General features: G+C 69.0%; 23 protein-coding genes. 13 read left to right on the top strand and 10 right to left on the bottom strand.

The features are described 5' to 3' along the window. Positions 1 to 291 precede the first annotated feature (291 nt). Together ACZ3HV_RS21250 and hypB are read left to right on the top strand one after the other, a co-directional pair. Positions 292 to 621 (top strand): hydrogenase maturation nickel metallochaperone HypA/HybF, encoded by a 330-nt coding sequence (locus tag ACZ3HV_RS21250; protein ID WP_360377779.1) that lies wholly within the window; start codon positions 292 to 294, stop codon positions 619 to 621. A gap of 1 nt (position 622) precedes the next feature. Beyond that, positions 623 to 1,411, top strand: coding sequence for a hydrogenase nickel incorporation protein HypB (gene hypB, locus ACZ3HV_RS21245; protein WP_465686698.1), 789 nt, complete (start codon positions 623 to 625; stop codon positions 1,409 to 1,411). Here the strand turns inward: hypB and hypE are convergent. From hypE to ACZ3HV_RS21220, 5 genes are all read right to left on the bottom strand, one after another. Continuing rightward, positions 1,408 to 2,475, bottom strand: a complete 1,068-nt coding sequence (hypE, locus tag ACZ3HV_RS21240; RefSeq protein ID WP_465686697.1) for a hydrogenase expression/formation protein HypE — start codon at positions 2,473 to 2,475, stop codon at positions 1,408 to 1,410. The genes hypB and hypE overlap by 4 nt on opposite strands. Next, positions 2,468 to 3,586, bottom strand: a complete 1,119-nt coding sequence (gene hypD, locus ACZ3HV_RS21235) for a hydrogenase formation protein HypD (protein ID WP_465686696.1) — start codon at positions 3,584 to 3,586, stop codon at positions 2,468 to 2,470. Before hypD ends, hypE begins: the two co-directional genes overlap by 8 nt. Beyond that, complete coding sequence (locus ACZ3HV_RS21230; protein WP_360377791.1) at positions 3,583 to 3,897, bottom strand: HypC/HybG/HupF family hydrogenase formation chaperone; 315 nt, start codon at positions 3,895 to 3,897, stop codon at positions 3,583 to 3,585. Before ACZ3HV_RS21230 ends, hypD begins: the two co-directional genes overlap by 4 nt. A 15-nt stretch (positions 3,898 to 3,912) precedes the next feature. Then, positions 3,913 to 6,189, bottom strand: a complete 2,277-nt coding sequence (gene hypF / locus ACZ3HV_RS21225; RefSeq protein WP_465686695.1) for a carbamoyltransferase HypF — start codon at positions 6,187 to 6,189, stop codon at positions 3,913 to 3,915. An 80-nt stretch (positions 6,190 to 6,269) separates the two neighbouring features. After that, complete coding sequence (locus ACZ3HV_RS21220) at positions 6,270 to 6,734, bottom strand: helix-turn-helix domain-containing protein (protein ID WP_465686694.1); 465 nt, start codon at positions 6,732 to 6,734, stop codon at positions 6,270 to 6,272. A 185-nt stretch (positions 6,735 to 6,919) separates the two neighbouring features. On the opposite strand from ACZ3HV_RS21220, the gene ACZ3HV_RS21215 reads away from it, so the two are divergent. From ACZ3HV_RS21215 to ACZ3HV_RS21175, 9 genes are all read left to right on the top strand, one after another. Continuing rightward, a complete protein-coding gene (locus ACZ3HV_RS21215; protein ID WP_360377798.1) occupies positions 6,920 to 7,990 on the top strand; it encodes an NADH-quinone oxidoreductase subunit B family protein in 1,071 nt (356 codons plus the stop codon). A 4-nt stretch (positions 7,991 to 7,994) separates the two neighbouring features. Further along, positions 7,995 to 9,800 carry a nickel-dependent hydrogenase large subunit gene (locus ACZ3HV_RS21210; protein WP_465686693.1) on the top strand — a complete coding sequence of 602 codons (1,806 nt, stop codon included), beginning with the start codon at positions 7,995 to 7,997 and terminating at the stop codon, positions 9,798 to 9,800. Position 9,801: 1 nt separating this feature from the next. After that, entirely contained in the window at positions 9,802 to 10,641 is an 840-nt protein-coding gene (locus ACZ3HV_RS21205; protein WP_465686692.1) for a NifU family protein, read from the top strand. Then, positions 10,638 to 11,309 (top strand): DUF5947 family protein, encoded by a 672-nt coding sequence (locus ACZ3HV_RS21200; protein ID WP_465686691.1) that lies wholly within the window; start codon positions 10,638 to 10,640, stop codon positions 11,307 to 11,309. The genes ACZ3HV_RS21205 and ACZ3HV_RS21200 overlap by 4 nt, the downstream gene beginning before the upstream one ends. Beyond that, entirely contained in the window at positions 11,302 to 11,934 is a 633-nt protein-coding gene (locus tag ACZ3HV_RS21195) for a DUF6084 family protein (RefSeq protein ID WP_465686690.1), read from the top strand. Before ACZ3HV_RS21200 ends, ACZ3HV_RS21195 begins: the two co-directional genes overlap by 8 nt. Next, complete coding sequence (locus ACZ3HV_RS21190) at positions 11,931 to 13,217, top strand: hypothetical protein (RefSeq protein ID WP_465686689.1); 1,287 nt, start codon at positions 11,931 to 11,933, stop codon at positions 13,215 to 13,217. Before ACZ3HV_RS21195 ends, ACZ3HV_RS21190 begins: the two co-directional genes overlap by 4 nt. Beyond that, positions 13,214 to 13,720 (top strand): hydrogenase maturation protease, encoded by a 507-nt coding sequence (locus ACZ3HV_RS21185; protein ID WP_465686688.1) that lies wholly within the window; start codon positions 13,214 to 13,216, stop codon positions 13,718 to 13,720. The genes ACZ3HV_RS21190 and ACZ3HV_RS21185 overlap by 4 nt, the downstream gene beginning before the upstream one ends. A 105-nt stretch (positions 13,721 to 13,825) precedes the next feature. Next, a complete protein-coding gene (locus ACZ3HV_RS21180) occupies positions 13,826 to 14,044 on the top strand; it encodes a HypC/HybG/HupF family hydrogenase formation chaperone (protein ID WP_360377814.1) in 219 nt (72 codons plus the stop codon). Then, positions 14,041 to 14,733, top strand: coding sequence for a DUF6390 family protein (locus ACZ3HV_RS21175; RefSeq protein ID WP_465686687.1), 693 nt, complete (start codon positions 14,041 to 14,043; stop codon positions 14,731 to 14,733). Before ACZ3HV_RS21180 ends, ACZ3HV_RS21175 begins: the two co-directional genes overlap by 4 nt. On the opposite strand, the gene ACZ3HV_RS21170 is transcribed toward ACZ3HV_RS21175, so the two are convergent. Genes ACZ3HV_RS21170 through ACZ3HV_RS21160 form a run of 3 tightly spaced genes read right to left on the bottom strand, consistent with a single transcriptional unit; the run spans position 14,685 to position 16,817 of the window. After that, entirely contained in the window at positions 14,685 to 15,104 is a 420-nt protein-coding gene (locus ACZ3HV_RS21170; protein WP_465686686.1) for a helix-turn-helix domain-containing protein, read from the bottom strand. The two genes, ACZ3HV_RS21175 and ACZ3HV_RS21170, sit on opposite strands and share 49 nt — an antisense overlap. 46 nt (positions 15,105 to 15,150) lie before the next feature. Beyond that, a complete protein-coding gene (locus ACZ3HV_RS21165) occupies positions 15,151 to 15,429 on the bottom strand; it encodes a muconolactone Delta-isomerase family protein (protein ID WP_465686685.1) in 279 nt (92 codons plus the stop codon). After that, positions 15,426 to 16,817 carry an NAD(P)H-quinone dehydrogenase gene (locus ACZ3HV_RS21160; protein WP_465686684.1) on the bottom strand — a complete coding sequence of 464 codons (1,392 nt, stop codon included), beginning with the start codon at positions 16,815 to 16,817 and terminating at the stop codon, positions 15,426 to 15,428. The genes ACZ3HV_RS21165 and ACZ3HV_RS21160 overlap by 4 nt, the downstream gene beginning before the upstream one ends. A gap of 31 nt (positions 16,818 to 16,848) precedes the next feature. Between ACZ3HV_RS21160 and ACZ3HV_RS21155 the strand changes: the two genes are divergently transcribed. Further along, the gene (locus ACZ3HV_RS21155; RefSeq protein WP_360377827.1) at positions 16,849 to 17,310 is read left to right on the top strand and encodes a gamma-glutamylcyclotransferase; all 462 of its coding nucleotides are present in this window, start codon (positions 16,849 to 16,851) and stop codon (positions 17,308 to 17,310) included. A gap of 13 nt (positions 17,311 to 17,323) precedes the next feature. Beyond that, positions 17,324 to 18,961, top strand: a complete 1,638-nt coding sequence (locus ACZ3HV_RS21150) for a phospho-sugar mutase (protein WP_465686683.1) — start codon at positions 17,324 to 17,326, stop codon at positions 18,959 to 18,961. 37 nt (positions 18,962 to 18,998) lie between these two features. On the opposite strand, the gene ACZ3HV_RS21145 is transcribed toward ACZ3HV_RS21150, so the two are convergent. Then, positions 18,999 to 19,451, bottom strand: coding sequence for a hypothetical protein (locus ACZ3HV_RS21145; protein WP_465686682.1), 453 nt, complete (start codon positions 19,449 to 19,451; stop codon positions 18,999 to 19,001). Between the two features lie 168 nt (positions 19,452 to 19,619). Beyond that, entirely contained in the window at positions 19,620 to 20,555 is a 936-nt protein-coding gene (locus ACZ3HV_RS21140; RefSeq protein WP_465686681.1) for a neutral zinc metallopeptidase, read from the bottom strand. Positions 20,556 to 20,635 lie beyond the last annotated feature (80 nt).

Below are 20,635 nucleotides of genomic sequence, written 5' to 3'. Positions count from 1 at the left end.
CCCTCCGACATGGGCGGTCCCCCTGACCGCAAGCTGAACAATCGGAGCCTAAGACCGCGCCGACGAACGGTGATAGCGGTTGCACCAGGCGTTTTCCTTGGTTGCCGCCAGCAACGGTAACTATTGGTCACCAATGTAAATCGATCGCCTGTGGACAGTCGCGTTTTCTCCCGAAATGACGCTCAACTCCGCCGATCACGCACGGTGCTCGAACCTTCGTTGCGGGTCCGCAGGTTTTCCCGTGTCTTGCGGCCTTGCTGGGTCCGGACGGCCCGGCCTACCGTCGGGAGCGTGCACGAGCTCGCCATCACGGAGAGCATTGTCGATGCGATCGTCGAGAAGATCGGCGACGGACCGGTGGCCGCCGTCCGGCTGGAGATCGGCCGGCTGTCCGGGGTGGTGACCGACTCGATCCGGTTCTGCTTCGAGATCGTGGCCGGCGGCACCGGGCTGGAGGGCGCCCGGCTGGACATCGACGAGCCGCCGGGCCGGGCGTACTGTCGGGACTGCCGGCGGGAGTTCGCGCTCGACGATCCGATCATGCTGTGCGACTGCGGCAGCGCCGATCTCGACATCCTGGCCGGCCGCGAACTGCGGATCGTCTCGGTGGAGGTGCCCTGACATGTGCAGTACCTGTGGATGCTCGGGCGAGGACGCCACCACCCGGGTCACGCTCGTCGAGGGGCACGAGCACGGCCACGGCCATGTGGATGGCCATGACCATCCACATGACCATCCACATGACCATCCACATGACCATGAGCACGAGACCAGGACAGTGCTCCTGGAGCAGGACATCCTGGCGAAGAACGACGTACTCGCGGCCGCCACCAGGCACCGGCTGGCCGAGCATGCCGTCACCGCGATCAACCTGATGAGCTCACCGGGCTCGGGCAAGACGACCCTGCTCGAGCGCACCGTCCGCGACCTGGCCGGCCGCCGCGAGACGCTGGTGATCGAAGGCGATCAGGAGACCTGGCTGGACGCCCAGCGGATCCGGGCCACCGGCACCAAGGTGGTGCAGATCAACACCGGTGCCGGCTGCCACCTGGACGCGGAGATGCTCGACCGCGGCCTGGCCGAGCTCGCCCCGCCCGACGGTTCGCTGGTCTTCGTCGAGAACGTCGGCAACCTGGTCTGCCCGGCGCTGTTCGACCTCGGCGAGGCGGCCCGGGTGGTGATCATCTCGGTCACCGAGGGCGCGGACAAACCGGCGAAGTACCCGTACATGTTCCGCACCGCCGACCTCGTCCTGCTGAACAAGATCGACCTGCTGCCGTACGTCGACTTCGACGTCGACCTGTGTCTCGACCTGATCCGGCGGGTCAAGCCGGACGTCGAACTGCTGCCCGTCTCCGCGACCCGCGGCGACGGCCTCGACGCCTGGCACACCTGGCTGGCAGCCCGCTAACAGATTCGGGGCAGCTGCTCCCCGATCGGGGTGTCCACGACCCGCGTCGCACCGAACGCGGTCCTCGTCACCACCATCCCCGGATGCGCCTCCACGCACTCACCGATGATCGTCGCGTCCGCACCGAGCGGATCCGCCCGCATCGCCGCCAGGACGGCGTCCGCCTGGTCCCGCGGCACGATCGCGAGCAGCTTGCCCTCGTTCGCGACGTACAGCGGATCCAGGCCGAGGAACGCGCAGGCGTTCGCGACCGTCTCCGGCACCGGCAGCGCGGTCTCGGTCAGCTCGATGCCGACGCCGGCCGCCTTGGCGATCTCGTTCAGCGAGGTCGCCACGCCACCCCGGGTCGGGTCGCGCAGGACGTGCAGGTCCTTGCAGACCTCGAGCATCGCGGCCACCAGGCCGTTCAGCGGTGCGCAGTCGCTGACCACCTCGGTGCCGAACGAGATGCCCTCGCGCACACTCATGATCGCGATCCCGTGGACGCCGATCTGCCCACTGACCAGGACGACGTCGCCCGGCGTCGCCCGCTGCGGACGGATGTCGACGCCGGCCGGAACCAGCCCGACACCGGCCGTGTTGATGTACACGCCATCGCCGTGCCCGGCGTCCACGACCTTGGTGTCACCGGTCGCGATGGTCACCCCGGCCCGCCGCGCCGCCGCCCCGAGGTCCTCCGCGATCCGGCCGACCACGGACAGCTCGATCCCTTCCTCGAGGATGAACCCGCAGGACAGGTACGCCGCCTGCGCGCCACTCATCGCGAGGTCGTTGACCGTGCCGTTGACGGCCAGGTGCCCGATACTCCCGCCGGGGAAGAACAACGGCTGGACCACGAACGAGTCGGTGGAGAACGCCAGCCGCGCGTCCCCGAGGGTGAACACCGCCGAGTCCGTGAGTCCGCTGAGCACCGGGTTGGCGAACGCGGGCACGAAGAGGTGCTCGATCAGCTCGCCCGACATCTGTCCGCCGCCCCCGTGGCCCATCACGACCGCAGGGTGATCGCGCAACGGCAGCGGACAGACCCACCCGTCGAAGTTCGGGGCCATCAGCTGCTCAGCCACCGGTGGTCACCACCTCGGCGGGACTCTGGAGGCGCCGGTACAGGTAGTACGCCGCACAAGCGCCTTCACTGGACACCATAGTCGCGCCGAGCGGGTTGCGCGGCGTACACAACGTCCCGAATGCGGCACATTCGTGAGGTTTGATCAACCCCTGCAGGACCTCGCCACTGCGGCACACGGTCGATTCCTGGGTGTCGATGTCGCGGACCTGGAAGCGGTACTCGGCGTCGTACTCGCGGTAGCGTTCGGACAACTTCCAACCGCTCTGCGGGATCATCCCGATCCCCCGCCACGACCGGTCGGTGGTCTCGAACACGTCGGCCAGCATCGCCTTCGCCGCCGGGTTGCCCTCGTCGCGCACCGCCCGCCGATAGGCGTTCTCGACCACGTGCTCGCCCTTCTCGAGCTGGCTCACCGTGCGCAGGATCCCGGCCAGGATGTCCAGCGGCTCGAAACCGGTGACCACGATCGGTACGCCGTACTTGTCCGCGAGCTCCGGGTATTCCGCCGTACCCATCACGCTGCAGACGTGGCCCGCCGCGAGGAAACCCTGAACCCGGCAGACCGGCGACTGCATGATCGCCTCGATCGCGGGCGGCACCCGGACGTGCGAGACGAGCAGGCTGAAATTCGGGATGCCGAGTCTCTTCGCCTGGTAGACGGTCATCGCGTTCGGCGGCGCGGTGGTCTCGAAGCCGATACCGAAGAACACGACCTGCTTGTCCGGGTTCTCACTCGCCAGCCGGAGTGCGTCCAGCGGCGAGTAGACGACGCGGACGTCACCGCCCTCGCTCTTGATCCGGAACAGGTCGCGACCGCTGCCGGGCACCCGCAGCATGTCGCCGAACGAGCAGAAGATCACGTCGGGCTGGGCGGCGATCTCGAGTGCCTTGTCGATGATCTCCAGCGGCGTCACGCAGACCGGGCAGCCCGGGCCGTGGATCATCTCGACGCCGTCCGGCAGCAACTGGTCGATCCCGTGCCGGACGATCGTGTGTGTCTGACCGCCGCAGACCTCCATCATCGCCCAGGGTTTCGTCACCGTGGCGTGGATCTCGTCGACCAGCTTCCTGGCCAGGACCGGATCGCTGAACTCGGCCAGGTACTTCATCTCGCCGCCTCCCACTCGGTGCCGGGCGGGCGGCGCTCTCCGGCCTGCTGCGCGGCCAGGCCCCACTGGTCGCCGAACTCCTCCTCGAGCGCGCCGAGCTTACGGTACAGCGCGAGCGACTGCATCGCGGACTCCTCGTCGAGTCGCTGCAGCGCGAAGCCGACGTGCACGATGGTGTACTCACCGACCTGCAGATCCGGCAGGTACTCCAGGCAGACGTCCTTGAGCACGCCGCCGAAGTCCACCATGCCCATCCGGGTGCCGTCTTCCTCCCGGATCTCCACGACCTTTCCCGGTACCGCAAGACACATGCTGATCCCTCCCTGCTAGGCCCGTGCCGCGACGGCCAGCTGCCCGAGGGCGAGCCCGGCGTCGGTCGGCGGCACCCGGCGATGCCGCAGGACGGTGAACCCGGCCCCGGTCAACGCCCTGGTAGTTGCTGATAGCAACACTCTGTTGACGAACACGCCGCCGGACAGCGCGACGGTGGTCAGTCCTCGGGCGGCGCCGATCCGCTCGGCCAGCGTCACCATCAGATCGGCAAGGCCCTGGTGGAAGCGCGCGCTCACCACTCCCGGCTCGACCCCGCGCAGCACATCCCGCACCACCCCGGCCAGCACCGGTGCCGGATCGATCTCGTCCCCCGTGACCGCGAACTCGTAAGCACCGAGCCCGCGACCGGACGAGATCAGTCCCTCCAGTTCGATCGCGGCCTGTGCCTCGTACCCGGCCCGGTGACACACTCCGGCCAGCGACGAGACCGCATCGAACAGCCTTCCCATGCTGGACGTGGGCGCACACGCGATGTCCTTGTCCAGCTGTACCCGCAGTAGTTCCAGCTCCGGCCCACGGCACGCGCGCACCGACGGCAGAGCGGGATGCCACGGCAGCCCCGCGGCGCGCAGGTGCGACATCGCCATCCGGCAGGGATTGCGAACTCCCGCGTCGCCGCCCGGCAACGGCACGTACTTGAGATGCGCCTCCCGGACGAAGCCGTCGTAGTCGGCCACCAGCACTTCGCCGCCCCACGCCGCGCCGTCGTCGCCGTACCCGGTCCCGTCGAAGGCGAACCCGATCACCGGGTCGCCGTCGTACCGATGCTCGGCGAGGACGGACGCGATGTGCGCATGGTGATGCTGTACGCCGACCACCGGCCGGCCGGCCGCGTTCAACTGAGCCCACTGCCGGGATCGGTACGACGGATGCTTGTCCGTCACGATCACCTCAGGCCGGACCCCGGTCAGTTGCTCGAGATGCCGCTCGGCCCGTTCGAACGCATGCAGAGTCGCGAGGTTGTCCATGTCCCCGACATGCGCCGAGAGCCAGGCATACCGCCCGTCCCCGAGGCAGAACGTGTTCTTCAGATCTCCGCCGACCGCCAGCGCGGGCCGGACGGGGACAGGCAGGTCGATCGGGAACGGCGCATACCCACGGGACCGGCGCACCGGTAGCTCGATCCCGTCCACGATCCGTACGACGGAGTCGTCGCACGGCACGTGGATCGGGCGATCGTGACCGAGCCACGCGTCGGCCAGGCCGGCCAGCCGGGTCGTGGCCTCGTCGTCGGTCGTCACGATCGGCTCGTCGGACAGGTTGCCGCTCGTCATCACCAGCACACACGGACCGGGCTGGTCGAACAGCAAGTGGTGCACGGGCGTGTACGGCAGCATCACGCCGAGGTCAGGGTTGCCGGGGGCAACGGCTTCGGCGACGGCCGCTCCGGGCCGGCGCCGGAGCAGCAAGATCGGGTGCCGGCTCCCGGTCAGCAGCGCTTCGTCTTCCGCGTCGATCAAAGCGATCCGCCGGGCCGCGTCGAGGTCGGCGGCCATCACGGCGAACGGCTTGTCACCGCGATCCTTGCGCTTGCGCAGCGTGGTCACCACCGCCTGGTCTCCGGCATCACAGACCAGGTGGAATCCGCCGAGTCCTTTCACCGCGAGGATCGCGCCGTCGACCAGCAGTCCGTGCGCGATCGCCAATGCGTCCTCGTCGTACGCCGTCTCGAGGCCGGGCTGGACCAGTTGCAGCCGGGGACCGCACGCGGGGCAGGCGATCGGCTGCGCGTGGAACCTGCGATCGGCGGGATCGGCGTACTCGCGGGCGCAGTCCGGGCAGAGCGGGAAGTCCGCCATCGTGGTGGCGGGCCGGTCGTAGGGCAGGCCGGTGATGATCGTGAACCGCGGCCCGCAGTTGGTGCAGCTGACGAACGGATGCCGGTAGCGCCGGTCCGACGGATCGGCGAACTCGGCCAGGCAGTCCGCACACGTCGCGACATCCGGCGAGACCAGCGTCCGGCCCGGTCCGGTTGTCGAGTCGAGGATGACGAACTCGGTCCCGCCGCGCGGCGCCAAGGACTCCGGCGTCACGGTCGAGACCGCGGCCAGCGGCGGAGCGTCGGTGCGGACGCGGCGACCGAAGGCCGCGACCGCGGCGGCCGGCCCCTCGACCTCGGCGACCACTCCGGCCGCGGTGTTACCGACCTGCCCGGACAAGCCGAGCTCCCGGGCCAGGGAGTACACGAACGGACGGAAGCCGACGCCTTGCACGACGCCGGTCACCAGGACCCGGGTTCGGACACGTTCCGGTTCGTTCGTGATGCTCACCCCGCCGGGCGAAAGAAATGACGAATTCGGCGATCAGCGGACAATTCGCACACTAAACCCAGGCCCCGGACCATGCCAGATCACGGCCCGAAGATCTCGTGCACCCGGCGCAGGTCCCGCATCCGCGGCTCGGTGTCGCCGCGCAGCCATCGGCTGATGGTCCGCACCGACACCCCGATCCGCTGCGCGGCGTCCTGCTGGGACAGGCCCTGACCGCGCAGCACGCCGTTCAGCCAGTCGGCGAACGGCTCGGCCGCGGGCTGCACCCGGTGCACGCCGGTGCCGTGCAGGACCTCGACCTCCACGCCGTCGGGAAAGATCCGCACCGTCACGTCGAACACGCCATCCTGCGGCCCGGCGGCGGCCAGCAGCGCGGTGGTGATCGCGTGGTAGAGCGCCTGGCTCTCCTCGGTGTCGAGGGTGACCGGCTCGAGTGCCTCGCGGACGAACTGCTCGGCGTCCGGCAGCGATCCCGGCCGGGCCGGAAAGGCGTGCGAGGCTACGACCACGGGCGAGACGAAGACCTCGCGGCCGGGACCGTCCATTGGCCAAGAATACCGGCGCAACACTGCGCGAAAGCGGTCCCGGATTGTCTTGGAATCGCCGAATCCCGGACTTCCCGACGCCGCCATTAATAGCCGACACAAGTGTCTGTCGGACCAGCCGGGACCGACGTACGGTCAAAAGATCGGGGTCGAATCCCGGTAACGGTCAGAGGGAGGGCAGGGTCGTGTCGACGACGCTGGAGCCGGAGCAGTCGCAGCAGGAGACCGACGAGGGCGTGGTGCACATCCTCTGGATGAACGGCGGACTGAGCTGCGACGGCGACTCGGTCGCCCTGACCGCCGCCACCCAGCCCAGCATCGAGGAGATCGTCCTCGGTGCCCTGCCCGGGCTGCCCCGGATCGCGGTGCACTGGCCGCTGATCGACTTCGAGTGCGGCCCGGAGACCGGTGCGGACAACTTCATCGCGTGGTGGCACAAGGCCGACCGCGGCGAGCTGGAGCCGTTCGTCCTGGTGGTCGAGGGGTCGATCCCGAACGAGGCGATCCACGGTGACGGTTACTGGGCCGGCTTCGGCAACAACCCAGCCACCGGTCAGCCGATGAAGACGTCGGAGTGGGTGGACCGGCTGGCCCCGAAAGCCACCGCGGTGGTCGCCGTCGGCACCTGTGCGACGTACGGCGGCATCCACGCCATGGCCGGTAACCCGACCGGCGCGATGGGCGTGCCCGACTACCTCGGCTGGAGCTGGAAGTCCAAGGCCGGTTTGCCGATCGTCTGCGTGCCAGGTTGCCCGATCCACCCCGACAACCTGTCCGAAACGCTCGTGTACCTGCTGTACCAGGTGGCCGGGCAGGCTCCGATGATCCCGCTCGACGCCGAACTGCGACCGCAGTGGCTGTTCGGCCGGACGGTGCACGAGGGCTGTGACCGGGCCGGGTACTACGAGCAGGGCGACTTCGCCAAGGAGTACGGCTCCCCCAAGTGCCTGGTGAAGCTGGGCTGCTGGGGTCCGGTGGTCAACTGCAACGTGCCCAAGCGCGGCTGGATCAACGGCGTCGGCGGCTGCCCGAACGTCGGCGGGATCTGCATCGCCTGCACGATGCCCGGCTTCCCGGACAAGTTCATGCCGTTCATGGACGAGCCGCCCGGCAGCAAGGTGTCCACCGCCGCGAGCATGGTCTACGGCACGGTGATCCGCCGGCTGCGCAAGTTCACCCAGAACACCAGCAACAAGGAACCCAAGTGGCGACGCAAGGGCGAGGAGCTCGCCACCGGCTACGAGAAGGTCTGGTAGGGCCATGACCACCACCGAAACCAAAGTCACGCCCGCCAGTAGCGAGTCGAAGAGTTCCGACGTCGTCGAGATGGCGTGGGACCCGATCACCAGGATCGTCGGCAGCCTGGGCATCTACGCATCAGTGGACTTCAAGCAGAAGACCGTCCAGGAATGCCACAGCACGTCGTCGATCTTCCGCGGCTACAGCATCTTCATGAAGGGCAAGGACCCGCGCGACGCACACTTCATCACCAGCCGGATCTGCGGCATCTGCGGTGACAACCACGCCACCTGCTCGGTCTACGCGCAGAACATGGCGTACGGCGTCGCGCCGCCACACCTCGGCGAGTGGATCATCAACCTCGGCGAGGCCGCGGAGTACATGTTCGACCACAACATCTTCCAGGAGAACCTGGTCGGGGTGGACTACTGCGAGCGGATGGTCAAGGAGACCAACCCGGGCGTGCTGGAGCTGGCGAACCGGACCGAGGCGCCGCACGCCGGTGACCACGGCTATCGGACCATCGGCGACATCATGCGCTCGCTGAACCCGCTGGAGGGCGACTTCTACCGCGAGGCGCTGCACGTCAGCCGCTACACGCGGGAGATGTTCTGCCTGATGGAGGGCCGGCACGTCCACCCGTCGACGCTCTACCCCGGCGGGGTCGGCACGGTCGCGACGATCCAGCTCTTCACCGACTACCTGACCCGGCTGATGCGCTACATCGAGTTCATGAAGAAGGTCGTGCCGCTGCACGACGACCTGTTCGACTTCTTCTACGAGGCATTGCCGGGCTACGAGCACGTCGGCGAGCGGCGGATCCTGCTCGGCTGCTGGGGCAGCCTGAACGACCCGGCGATCTGCGACTTCACCTACCAGAACATGGAGGCCTGGGGCCGCCGGATGTTCGTCACGCCCGGGGTGATCGTCGACGGCGAACTGGTCACCAACAGCCTGGTCGACATCAACCTCGGCCTGCGCATCCTGCTCGGCAGCTCGTACTACGACGACTGGGCCGACGGCAGCCACGAGAAGTTCGTCGACATCGACCCGCTCGGCAACCCGATCGACGTCCGGCACCCGTGGAACCAGCACACGCTGCCGAAGCCGCAGAAGCGTGACTTCTCCAACGCCTACAGCTGGACCATGTCACCGCGGTGGTTCGACGGCAAGGACCACTTGGCCCTCGACACCGGCGGCGGCCCGATCGCCCGGCTGTGGTCGACCGCGCTGTCCGGTCTGGTGAACACGCCGAACGTGCAGGCCACCGGGAACAGCGTGAAGATCCAGCTGCCCCGGACCGCGCTGAAGCCGGCCGTGGAGTACGAGTGGAAGATCCCGCGCTGGAGCAACGCGCTCGAGCGGAACCGGGCCCGGACCTACTTCCAGGCCTACGCGGCCGCGCTCGCGTTGCACTTCTGCGAGAAGGCGATGAACGAGGTCCGCGGCGGGCACACCGAGACGTGGACGCCGTTCAAGGTGCCGGACGAGGCGATCTCGTGCGGTTTCACCGAGGCCGTCCGCGGCGTGCTCTCGCACCACATGGTGATCCGCGACGGCAAGATCGCGAACTACCACCCGTATCCGCCGACCCCGTGGAACGGCAGCGTCCGGGACAGCTACGGAACCCCCGGCCCGTACGAGGACGCCGTCCAGAACACACCGATCTTCGAGGAGAACCCGCCGGACCGGTTCAAGGGCATCGACATCATGCGGGCCGTGCGCAGCTTCGACCCGTGCCTGCCGTGCGGTGTGCACATGTACGTCGGCAACGGCCAGGAGAAGACCCACCTGCACTCACCCACGATCGCGGTCAAGCCGTACTGAGATGGACCGGCACGACGTTCAGGAGCTGAGCGAACGGATCGACGTCCTGCTGGACGAGGTCCAGCGGCGCGCCGACCCCGCGCTCGCTCAGCAAGTGGAGGAACTGGTCCGCGCGGTGCTCACCCTGCACGGCGCCGGCCTCGGGCAACTGCTGAACCTGCTCGACGAGCCGCAGGTCCGGCAGTTGGCCGGGGACGATCTGGTCGCCGGGCTGTTGCTGCTGCACGACCTCCACCCCGACGACGTCGCGACCCGGATCCAGCGCGCCCTCGACGACGTCCGCCCGTACCTGGGCTCCCATGCCGGCGGCATCGACTACCTCGGTATCGACGACGACGGCGTCGTCCACCTGCGCCTGCAGGGTAGTTGCGACGGCTGTCCCGGCTCGACCGCGACCGTCCGGCTCACGGTCGAGAACGCCGTCCTGGACGCCGCGCCCGAGGCCATCGCGGTCGACGTCGCCGGCATGGTGAAGGAGAAGCAGAGCTTGCTGACCATCGAGCCGTTCCGTCCCCACCGGGACGGCTGGCACCAGCTGGACCTGGTCACACCCCCCGACCAGGTCCAGCAACTCGGTGTCGCCGGAATGGACCTGCTGGTGGCCAACCTGGCCGGCACTTTCTTTGCCTACCGCAACAACTGTCCGAGGTGCTCGTCCGCCTTGCACCACGGGCGGCTGGACGGCGACCGGCTCACGTGTCCACGCTGCACGGCCGAGTACGACGTACGCCTGGCCGGGCGCGCGCTCGCACCGGAAGGGTCACCACCCCTCGAGGCGCTGCCGCTGTTGCCCGACGGCGCTGGATGGAAGGTGGCCATCCCGGGGGTGCAGCCTGCGTGAGACCGTCGCCGACGCTGCGCTCACTCGCGCGAAAAGACAAGGCCCGTCCTGTAGTGGACCCGGTCGCGGTGCTCCGTGAGTTCACCGGTGGCGTTCGCGAGCAGGGCGCACCTGGTGAGCAGTGCGAGATGTGCGCTGTACCGATCGGACCGGAGCACTCGCACCTGGCCGACATCCAGGGCCATCGGCTGCTCTGCGCGTGCCGCTCCTGCTACCTGTTGTTCACCGACGGTGGCGCATCGCACGGGCACTACCGCACCGTCCCCGAACGCTACCGATCCAATCCGGACTTCAGGCTGTCCGCGGCGCAGTGGGACGCGATGGGGATCCCGGTCAACCTGGCGTTCCTCTTCTACCAGTCCGACCAGAGCCGGTACGTCGCCTTCTACCCGAGCCCGGGCGGTGCCACCGAGTCACTGCTCGACCTGGCCGCCTGGGACGAGGTGGTGGCCGGCGATCCCCTGTTGCAGGAGGTCATCCCGGATGTCGAGGCCGTGCTGCTGCGCCGGCTCGACGACGGGTTCGAGTGCCACCTGGTCCCGATCGACGCGTGCTACGAGCTGGTCGGGATCGTCCGGCAGTACTGGGAAGGCTTCGCCGGTGGCGAAGAGGTCTGGCGGCGGATCGACGACTTCTTCGCGGGGATCCGGGAGCGCAGCCGTGGTTGACCTCGATTTCACCTGCACCGGCGCGGAGGCCGATCGGTACGCCGCGACGCCGTTGATCCGCCTGCACCTGCGGATCGAGGAGACGACCGGTACGGCGGTGCACGCGCTGGCGTTGCGCTGCCAGATCAGGATCGAACCGATCCGGCGGCGCTACAACGACGAGGAAGCCGAAGGACTCGCGGACCTGTTCGGCGACCGGGCCCGGTGGGGTGAGACGTTGAAGCCGCTGCAACTGGCGTTCGTCACCCAGATGGTGCCTGGCTTCTCCGGCGCGACCGAGGTCGACCTGCAGCTGCCCTGCAGCTACGACTTCGACGTCGCTGCCCACAAATATCTGTACGCCGTGCGCGAGGACGGCGTACCGCTGCTGCTGTTGTTCAACGGGACGATCTTCACCGGCCGTCCCGGCACCCTCTCGGTGACACCGGTCGCCTGGCAGAAGGAGACGTCGTACCTGCTGCCGGTGGCTGCGTGGCGGGAGGCGATGGACCAGCACTTCCCGGGTGCCACCTGGCTGCGGCTGCGGCGCGACACCTTCGACCGGCTGTACCGGTACCGCACGCGGGAAGCCCTGCCCGGCTGGGACGACGCGATCGAGCGACTCCTGAAGGAACAGCTGGAATGAACAGGTTCGACGCGGTCCAGCAGGTCGCGGACGCGCTGTTGTTCGAGGGCTACGTGCTCTACCCCTACCGGGCGTCGGAGGGGAAGAACCGGGTGCGCTGGCAGTTCGGCGTCCTGATGCCACCCGACTACTGCGTGGTGGATCCCTCCGAACGTGGCTTCTCGCAGACCGAGGGCCTGCTCGACGGCAACGAGGCCGTGCTCACTGTCCGCGTGCGATTCCTGCAGGCCCAACGGCGTACCGTCCTCGATGCCGATCAGGTCGAGGTCGCCGCGCTGCAGACCGAGGACGCGACGTACGTGCCGTGGGACGAAGCGGTGGTGCGGACCGTGGACCTCACGACGAACCTGCACAGCTTGCCCCGCGAGGTTCCGTTCAAGATCTCCGGCAGTACCGACACCGAGGCGATCGGTTCGGCCGGCTTCCTCCGCCGGTCCCGGTTGCCGATCACCGGAACCGTTGCCCTGAGCATCAAACCGCTGCCCGGCCCGTACGGCGCGGTCCGGCTGCGGATCCGGGTCGGGAACACCACGCCCGACAGCAGCTCGGAACGCGTCGGAGCACTGCGTCAGGCGCTGATCGCCCACCACGTCATGGTGGCCGCCGCCGGCTGCCGGTTCGTCTCGCTGCTGGATCCGCCCGAGTGGGCCGCCGCGTTCGCCGCCGGTTGCGACAACATCGGCGTCTACCCGGTACTGGCCGGCGGGCTGCTGCTGTCGTCGCCGATCATCCTGTACGACCACCCGCAGATCGCGCCCGAGAGCCAGGGGGATCTGTTCGACGCCACCGAGATCGACGAGATCCTCAGCCTGCGCACCATGACGCTGACCGACGACGAGAAGCGCGAGGTCCGCGGCACCGACCCGCGCGCGGCCGAACTGCTGGCCCGGGTGGAGACCATGCCGCCGGAGTTCATGGACCGGTTGCACGGCACGATCCGCTACCTGCGCAGGGTGACCGAGCCGGAGCCCGACGAGAAGCCCTGGTGGGATCCCGGCAGCGACGGCTCGGTCTCGCCGGAGACCGACACGGTGATGGTCGGCGACGTTCCGGTCGGCAACGGTTCGCGGGTCCGGCTGCGGCCCGGGATCCGGCGCGCCGACGCGCAGGACATGTTCCTCACCGGGCGCCTCGGCACGGTGGTCGCCGTCCTGTCCGACGTCGACGGCGAGACGCACGTCGCGGTCGCGCTGGACGGCGAGGAAGGCGAGGTCCAGCGGTCCCACGGCCGCTACCTGTACTTCAGCCCGGACGAGATCGAGCCGTTGGTGGGTGCGGAATGACCGTTTTGGTGGCCGGGCTGGGCAACGTGTTCTGCAGTGACGACGGCTTCGGTGTCGCGGTCGTCGAGGAACTGGCCAAGCGCGACCTGCCGCCGGACGCGGAGGTGCGCGACTTCGGGATCCGCGGCATCCACCTGGCCTACCAACTGCTCGAGCCGTACGACCTGGTCGTTCTGGTCGATGCGGTCCAGCGGGACGGTCCACCGGGGACGGTCTACGTGATCGAGGCCGAGCCGGGCGCCGAGCCCGGGGAGGAGGTGATCATGGATGCCCACGACCTCGGACCGGACGCCGTCCTCTCGCTTGTCCCGCGACTAGGTGGCACCGTGGGACCTGTGGTGGTGGTCGGTTGTGAGCCGGCCGGTCTCGATGCCGGAATCGGGTTGTCCCCGGCCGTGCAGGACTCGGTCGGGACCGCCGTACAGATGGTGATCGACCTGGTCACCGGACAGGTCGCCGGGCCGGCGGACCGGCCGGTCGGCGTGACGGAGGGGGAGAGCTGATGCGCTGGATCTTGTTGGCAGTCGTGCTGCTGGTGCTCGTCGGGCTGGGGTACTACGGGATCGAAGACGTCCGCCGCTACCGCCGGCTCAGGGAAATGTAGCCGGATGTGCCTGGGGATCCCGGGTCGCGTGGTCGACTGTCCGGAGGACGCGGACCTCGGCCTGGTCGAGGTGGCCGGCGTCGTCCGGGAGATCAACCTGGCCCTGCTCGACGGCCCGTTCGTCCCCGGTGAGTACGTGCTGATCCACAGCGGCTTCGCGATCGAGCGGATGTCGCCGGAGCGGGCCGCGGACGCGCTCGCGTTCTTCGGGGCCGACCGGTGACCGGACCGGCCCTGTTCGTCCGGTACGCGTTCGCGCCGAACCGGCTCGGGTACTGCGGTCCCGCCGACGCCGACGCGCTCCTCGAGTACGGCGCTCTGGGCCGGGCGGACAACGGGTTCCGCGCGCTGGCCCAGCAGTTCGAGGGCGCCTGGCCGCAACTGCGCCGGATCGCCGCGGCCAGCGGTACGGCGGATCCCCTCGACCGCGAGGTGGTCGAGGCCTACTGGATCGGCAACCGCTTGCTCGACCGGGCCGGCGACAGCGAGGGTGGCCTGCCGCACCACAGCTTCCTGGTGTTCTGCTGCTACCCGTGGGCCGCGCTGCTCGGCGAGGAACGCAGTACGACGCAAGCCCTCAACGTGCTCGATCAGTGCCGGATCCGCTGGGGACGGGTGATCGCGGACACCGGCGAGCAGGTCGTGGTGGAGTCGCAGCCGCTGGTGTGGGACGGCACGCAGCTCGCTCTGGGGGTACCGCGGCAGGAGACCGCGATCCGTGGTTTCGACGGCGTGCACCTGATCGAGCGTTTGCACCAGGGCGATTGGGTCGCACTGCACTGGGAATGGGTCTGCGACACCCTGTCCCCGGCCCAATTGGTTGCCTTACGCCACTATTCGGCGTACCACCTGCGGCTGGTCAATCAGCGTCTGGGCGGGCGGGCCGGGATGTCCGGGCCGAGGATCCAGTGACCGTCCGGGTGGTTGACGCTGGGTGACTTCAGGATGCCAGGTGAGTTCAGAACGGCAGGCCGAGGCACCTGGTGGTCGTCCGGAGCGGTGGAGAACCGGTCGGGCTCCCAACGGGCCGGGTCCTCGGTCAGGCCCAGCAGGTAGGTCACGGTGCAGTCGAGCGCGGCGGCCAGCTCGGGCAGGCGGACCACGTCGACGCCCGCGCCGTGCTCGAAGCTGGACAGGGTCTTGTTGGTGGTCCGGATCCCGCGCCGGGCGAGCCGGCTGACGAGCTGCTTCTGGGTCAGGCCGAGCTGGAGTCTGCGGGCGCGCAACCGATGGCTGACGACCAGATGACGGTCGACTGCCAGGTCGCTGCGGTCCTCGAACATGCGCCTCGCCCCCTGGAGCCCAGGGTGGCCCGGCACCGCGAGCGCGTCAATCGCCCGGGCGGCCGGAATCCATCTCGGCGAGTGCGTGCACCGTGTACCGCGCGAAGTTGAACACCGGCGCCCGCCCCAGCAAGCGTTCGAACTCCTCGTGCGACTCCACGTCGTAGATCCACGCCCCACCGTGCGATCCGACCACGTGATACCGCGACAGCACCTTTCCCTCGCGCTCGAGGCGCTCGCCGTAGTCCGGCATCGCGCCGACGGCCCGGGCCATCTCCGGGGAGAGCAGGCTCAGCTCCATCTGCCACAGCACCAGGAACTTCATGAGCGCAGGTGCAGTCGCCGGGCGGCTTCGGCGACCGAGCCGGAGACCGAGGGGTAGACGGTGAAGGCATGGGCGACCTGGTCGACGGTCAGGCGGGCACCGACGGCGAGCGAGATCGGGTGGATGAGCTCACTGGCGCGGGGCGCGACCACCACGCCGCCGACCACGATGCCGGTGTTGGGCAGGCAGAACAGCTTCACGAAACCGTCGCGGACGCCCTGCATCTTGGCCCGGGCGTTGTCGGCCAGCGGCACCTTCACGACCATCGCCGTACTGCCGCCGGCATCGACGACCGCCTGGGTCAGGCCGACTGTGGCGATCTCGGGGGCGGTGAAGACGTTCGAGGACACAGTCGACTGGTCCAGCGGGATGACCGCGTCGCCGAGCGCGTGCGACATCGCGATCCGGCCCTGCATGGCGGCGACCGAGGCGAGCATCAGGACCCCGGTGCAGTCGCCGGCCGCGTACACCCCGCGGGCCGTGGTCCGGGAGACCCGGTCGACCTGGACGAAGCCGCCGTCGGTGAGCGACACGCCCGACTCCACCAGATTCATGTCATCGGTGTTCGGCAGCGATCCGACCGCGAGCAGCGCGTGCGATCCCTCGACCATCCGGCCGTCGGTCAGCGTCACCACGACGCCGTCGCCGTCCCGCTTGACCGACTCGGCCCGGGACTTGCCCAGGACCGTGAGTCCACGCCGCTTGAACACGTCCTCCAGCACGGCCGCCGCGTCCGCGTCCTCGCCCGGGAGGACCCGGTCCCGCGACGACACCAGGACGACGTCACTGCCGAGTGCGTCGTACGCGCTGGCGAACTCCGCACCGGTGACGCCGGAGCCGACCACGATCAGCCGCTCGGGCAGCTCCTCGAGCTCGTAGACCTGCTCCCAGGTCAGGATCCGCTCGCCGTCCGGCTCCGAGCCCTTGAGGATGCGCGGCCTTGCTCCAGTGGCGATCAGGACCACGTCGGCGTCCAGCCGCTCGTCGCCGACAACCACCGTTTCCGGCCCGTCCAGGCGGCCGCGGCCCTGGATGATCTGGATCTTGTCCCGCTCGAGCCGCCGGGTGATGCCCTCGGACTGGGCGGTGGCCAGTGCCTTGACCCGCTTGTTGACAACGGAGAGGTCGACTCGCACCGAGTTCGCCGGATCTGAATCGTCGCCGGCGCCGTCGCCTGTAACTCTGACGCCTAGTTCGCCGGCCTCCTCCACCTCGGTCATCACCTCCGCGGTGGCGATCAAGGTCTTGCTCGGGACACAGTCGGTGAGCACGGCAGAACCGCCGATCCCGTCGGAATCGACGACCGTCACCTCCGCTCCCAGTTGGGCAGCCGCACTGGCCGCTTCGTACCCGCCGGGACCGCCTCCGATGATCACAACTCGCGCCACGGGAGGTCATTCTTCCGTATCCTGTGTCGTCGTGACCCTGTACGCCGCGTTTGCGTCGAATCTGGACCCGAACCTGATGGCCGAGCGGTGCCCGTACTCGCCCCTGCGCGGGACCGGCTGGATCGCCGGCTGGCGCCTCACCTTCGGTGGCGAGGAGCTCGGCTGGGAGGGCGCGATGGCCACCGTGGTCGAGGACCCGGCCGACCCGACCAACCAGGTCTTCGTCGCGCTGTACGACATCCACCCCAAGGACGTCGAGCGGCTGGACGAGTGGGAGTGGATCGACCAGGGCGTCTACCGCAAGATCCAGGTCCGGGTGCAGTCCCTGGACGGCGAGCAGCTGGCCTGGATGTACGTGCTGAACGCCTACGAGGGCGGCCTGCCCTCGGCCCGCTACCTGGGCATCCTCGCCGAGGCCGCCGAAGCCGCCGGCGCCCCCGACGACTACGTCGCCGACCTCCGCGCAAGACCCTGCCAGTCGTCCGGGCATTAGCTATCGTGCGCATGTGAACGATCACCTGCGCAGCGCCGCCGAAGCCTGGCTGAGCGAAGACCCCGACCCCGACACCCGCGCCGAACTGCGGGCGCTGCTCGACTCCGGGGACACCGCCGAGCTGGCCGACCGGTTCGCCGGCACCCTCGAATTCGGTACGGCGGGACTCCGCGGCGCCGTCGCCGCCGGGCCGAACCGGATGAACCGGGTCGTGGTCATCCGCGCCGCCGCCGGCCTGGCCGCCTACCTGAAGGCGAACGGACGCACCGGCGGCCCGGTCCTGATCGGGTACGACGCCCGCCACAAGTCCGACGTGTTCGCGCAGGACACCGCCGCCGTGATGCGCGGCGCCGGACTGGACGCCGTACTGCTGGATCGTCCGACACCGACGCCGGTCATCGCCTTCGGAATCAGGCACCTCCAGGCCGTCGCGGGGGTGGTCGTGACGGCGTCGCACAACCCGCCGCAGGACAACGGCTACAAGGTCTACCTGGGCGACGGCTCGCAGATCGTGCCGCCGGCCGACGCGGAGATCGCGGCCGCCATCGCCGCCGTCGGGCCGCTGGCGGAGGTCCCGCGCGGCGAGGACTGGCAGACGACCGGCGACGACCTGCTCAACGCCTACCTGGACCGCATCGCCGAGCTGGTCCCGGCTGACGCGCCACGCGAGCTGAACGTCGCCTACACACCGCTGCACGGGGTCGGACGGACGCTGGTCGAGGACGCGGTGGCCCGCGCGGGGTTCGCCGTACCGGCGGTGGTGGCGTCGCAGGCGGACCCGGATCCGGACTTCCCGACCGTTTCCTTCCCGAACCCGGAGGAGCCGGGCGCGATCGACGCCGCGCTCGAGCTGGCCCGGTCGGTGGACGCCGATATCGCGGTCGCGAACGACCCGGATGCGGACCGGTGCGCGGTCGCCGTTCCCGATGCCTCGGCCGAGGGCGGCTGGCGGATGCTGCGCGGGGACGAGCTGGGCGGGCTGCTCGGTGAGTTCCTGCTGTCGTCACAGCCGGACGGAGTCGCGGCGTGCTCGATCGTCTCGTCGTCCCTGCTCGGCAAGATCGCCGCGTCGTACGGCGTCCGGTACGTCGAGACGCTGACCGGGTTCAAGTGGATCGGGCGGGTCCCGGACCTGGTCTTCGGCTACGAGGAGGCGCTCGGGTACTGCGTCGACCCGGTGGCTGTGAAGGACAAGGACGGGGTCTCCACGCTGGTGCGCGTGCTGCAGCTGGCCGCGCTGGCGAAGTCCGAGGGGCGCACGCTGCTGGATCTGCTGGACGACCTGGCGGTCAAGTACGGCCTGCACGCCACGGACCAGCTCTCGGTGCGGGTCGAGGATCTGTCCCTGATCCAGACCGCGATGAACGGGCTCCGCAGCACTCCCCCGATCTCGTTGGGCAGTCACACGGTCGAGCGGGTCGACGATCTGAGCGAGGGTACGGAGACACTGCCGCCGACCGACGGCCTGCGCTACACGCTGTCCGAGGGTGCTCGCGTGGTGGTCCGGCCGTCGGGCACGGAACCCAAGCTGAAGTGCTACCTGGAGGTCGTCGTCCCGGTGACCGGCACCGATGTCGCGAGTGCTCGACGCCGGGCAGGAGAAGACCTGACCGGCATCAAGCAGGCGCTTTCCACGGCGCTCGGCATCTGACTCCGGGGGCACCTGGCGGGTAGCTCCCCGGAGGGTGTCAGCGGGCCGCGGCCGCCGCGGCTTCGGCCTCTTCGGCGCGCAGCGAGCTCTGCAGCGAGGAGTGCAGGATCCGCAGGGTGCTGGTCGACTGCATCAGCGCGTCCCGCTCGTCCGGGTTCCGGTTGGCGAGGTTGGAGATCTCGTTGATGCTCCCCTCGATCCGGGCGATCCGGTCCGCGACCGAACCCTCCTGGCTGCTGGCCCGGCGGATCGCGTCGGACGTGACCGTCCAGACGTCCTCCTTGTCGTTGGTACGCCGGGACATGTCGACCATCTGGCTCAGCGCGGCCAGGTCGTGGTCGACCTGCGTCCGCTCCACCGGCCCGGTGATCCCGGCGGTCGCCTGGCGCAGCCGGGTGACGTGACCCGACAGCTCCGACCAGCTGCACCGGCCGCTCTTGATCTTGTCCAGCACCTTCGCGTACTCGGTGTTGAACTCGTCGTAGTTCACTGTCCTTGACTCCTGCCGTTCGACGCTCGACTCGGAAACTCTAAGGCGTGCGGCCCGAAACAAGTAACCACACGATCGCAGATCGTGCAGGTGTCTCCAAAACGCAACAGCCGCCCGGTACGGCAACGCGTACCGGGCAGCTGAGTTACGTCAGGACACCGAACGAGCTCAGGCGACGTACACCGAGGGCTCTTTGAAGGTGTTGCAGCGGCCAGCGTAGGTCTTCGTGCTCTCCGCGTAGAAGCCGGCCTTGGACCAGAAGCTGTGGTTCTTCAGCGAACCGTGGTCGCGCGGGTAGCCCGGCTGGTCACCGGAGTGGTCGACCAGGTACACCCACTGGGTGTAGAGGCCGCCGCTCATCGGGTAGTAGCGCTTGTTCGCGCCGATGGAGGCCGAGCCGAGGCAGGACGCCTGCAGCTCCCGGCGACGGCTCTCCTCGAGCTTCGCGTCGTTGGTGGTGAAGGCCCGCTGGCGCGCCCAGGACGCGTTCAGGATGCCGGTCAGGTACTGGATGTGGTGACCGTACTCGTGCGCGATCGTGTTGGTCGCGTACGCCCTGGCGTAGGTCGGGTTCTGCTTCCACATGTTCACGATGGTGTAAGCCGGGATGTAGATGTAGCCGTTCCCGTAGCCGCAGTAGTAGGAGTTGCCGCCGCTGATCACTCCGCAGTAGGTGGTCAGCTTGGTGTGGTTGTGGATGATCAGCTGCGGCTTCACCTTGGGGGCCGCGCCGGCCGCCAACAGCGTGTTGGCCCAGGACCAGTACAGGCAGTTCCACAGCTGGGTGTCGTAGGCCACGACGCCCTCGGTGGTGCGCAGGGAGACGTTGACCTCCTTGCACCTCGACGGCGTGATCGCCGGAGTCGTGTAGAGCCGGTTGTAGCGGACGACGTTCGTCGTCGAGCTGAGCGCCGTGACGGTGCCGTCGGCCTTCGGCGGGTTCGTCACCACCTCGGCGGTCTTGCCGGCTACCGGGGTCGGCGGGACGACCGCACCGGACGCCGAGGACGCGGCCTGGGCGTTCGGCAGCGCCGCGACTGCGAGGCTGGCCAGGGCGGCGACACCGGCCAGGCCACGCAGGGTGGTACGGGAGAGATTGACCATGAGCTCCACTCTCGATGATGAAGGGACGTTGCGTGCCCATCCTGGAGTGAACAGGGTGTCAATCCGGGGCGGACAGGGGC

The organism is Kribbella sp. NPDC020701 (assembly GCF_055562215.1).
This window is presented reverse-complemented; position numbering and strand designations above follow the sequence as displayed.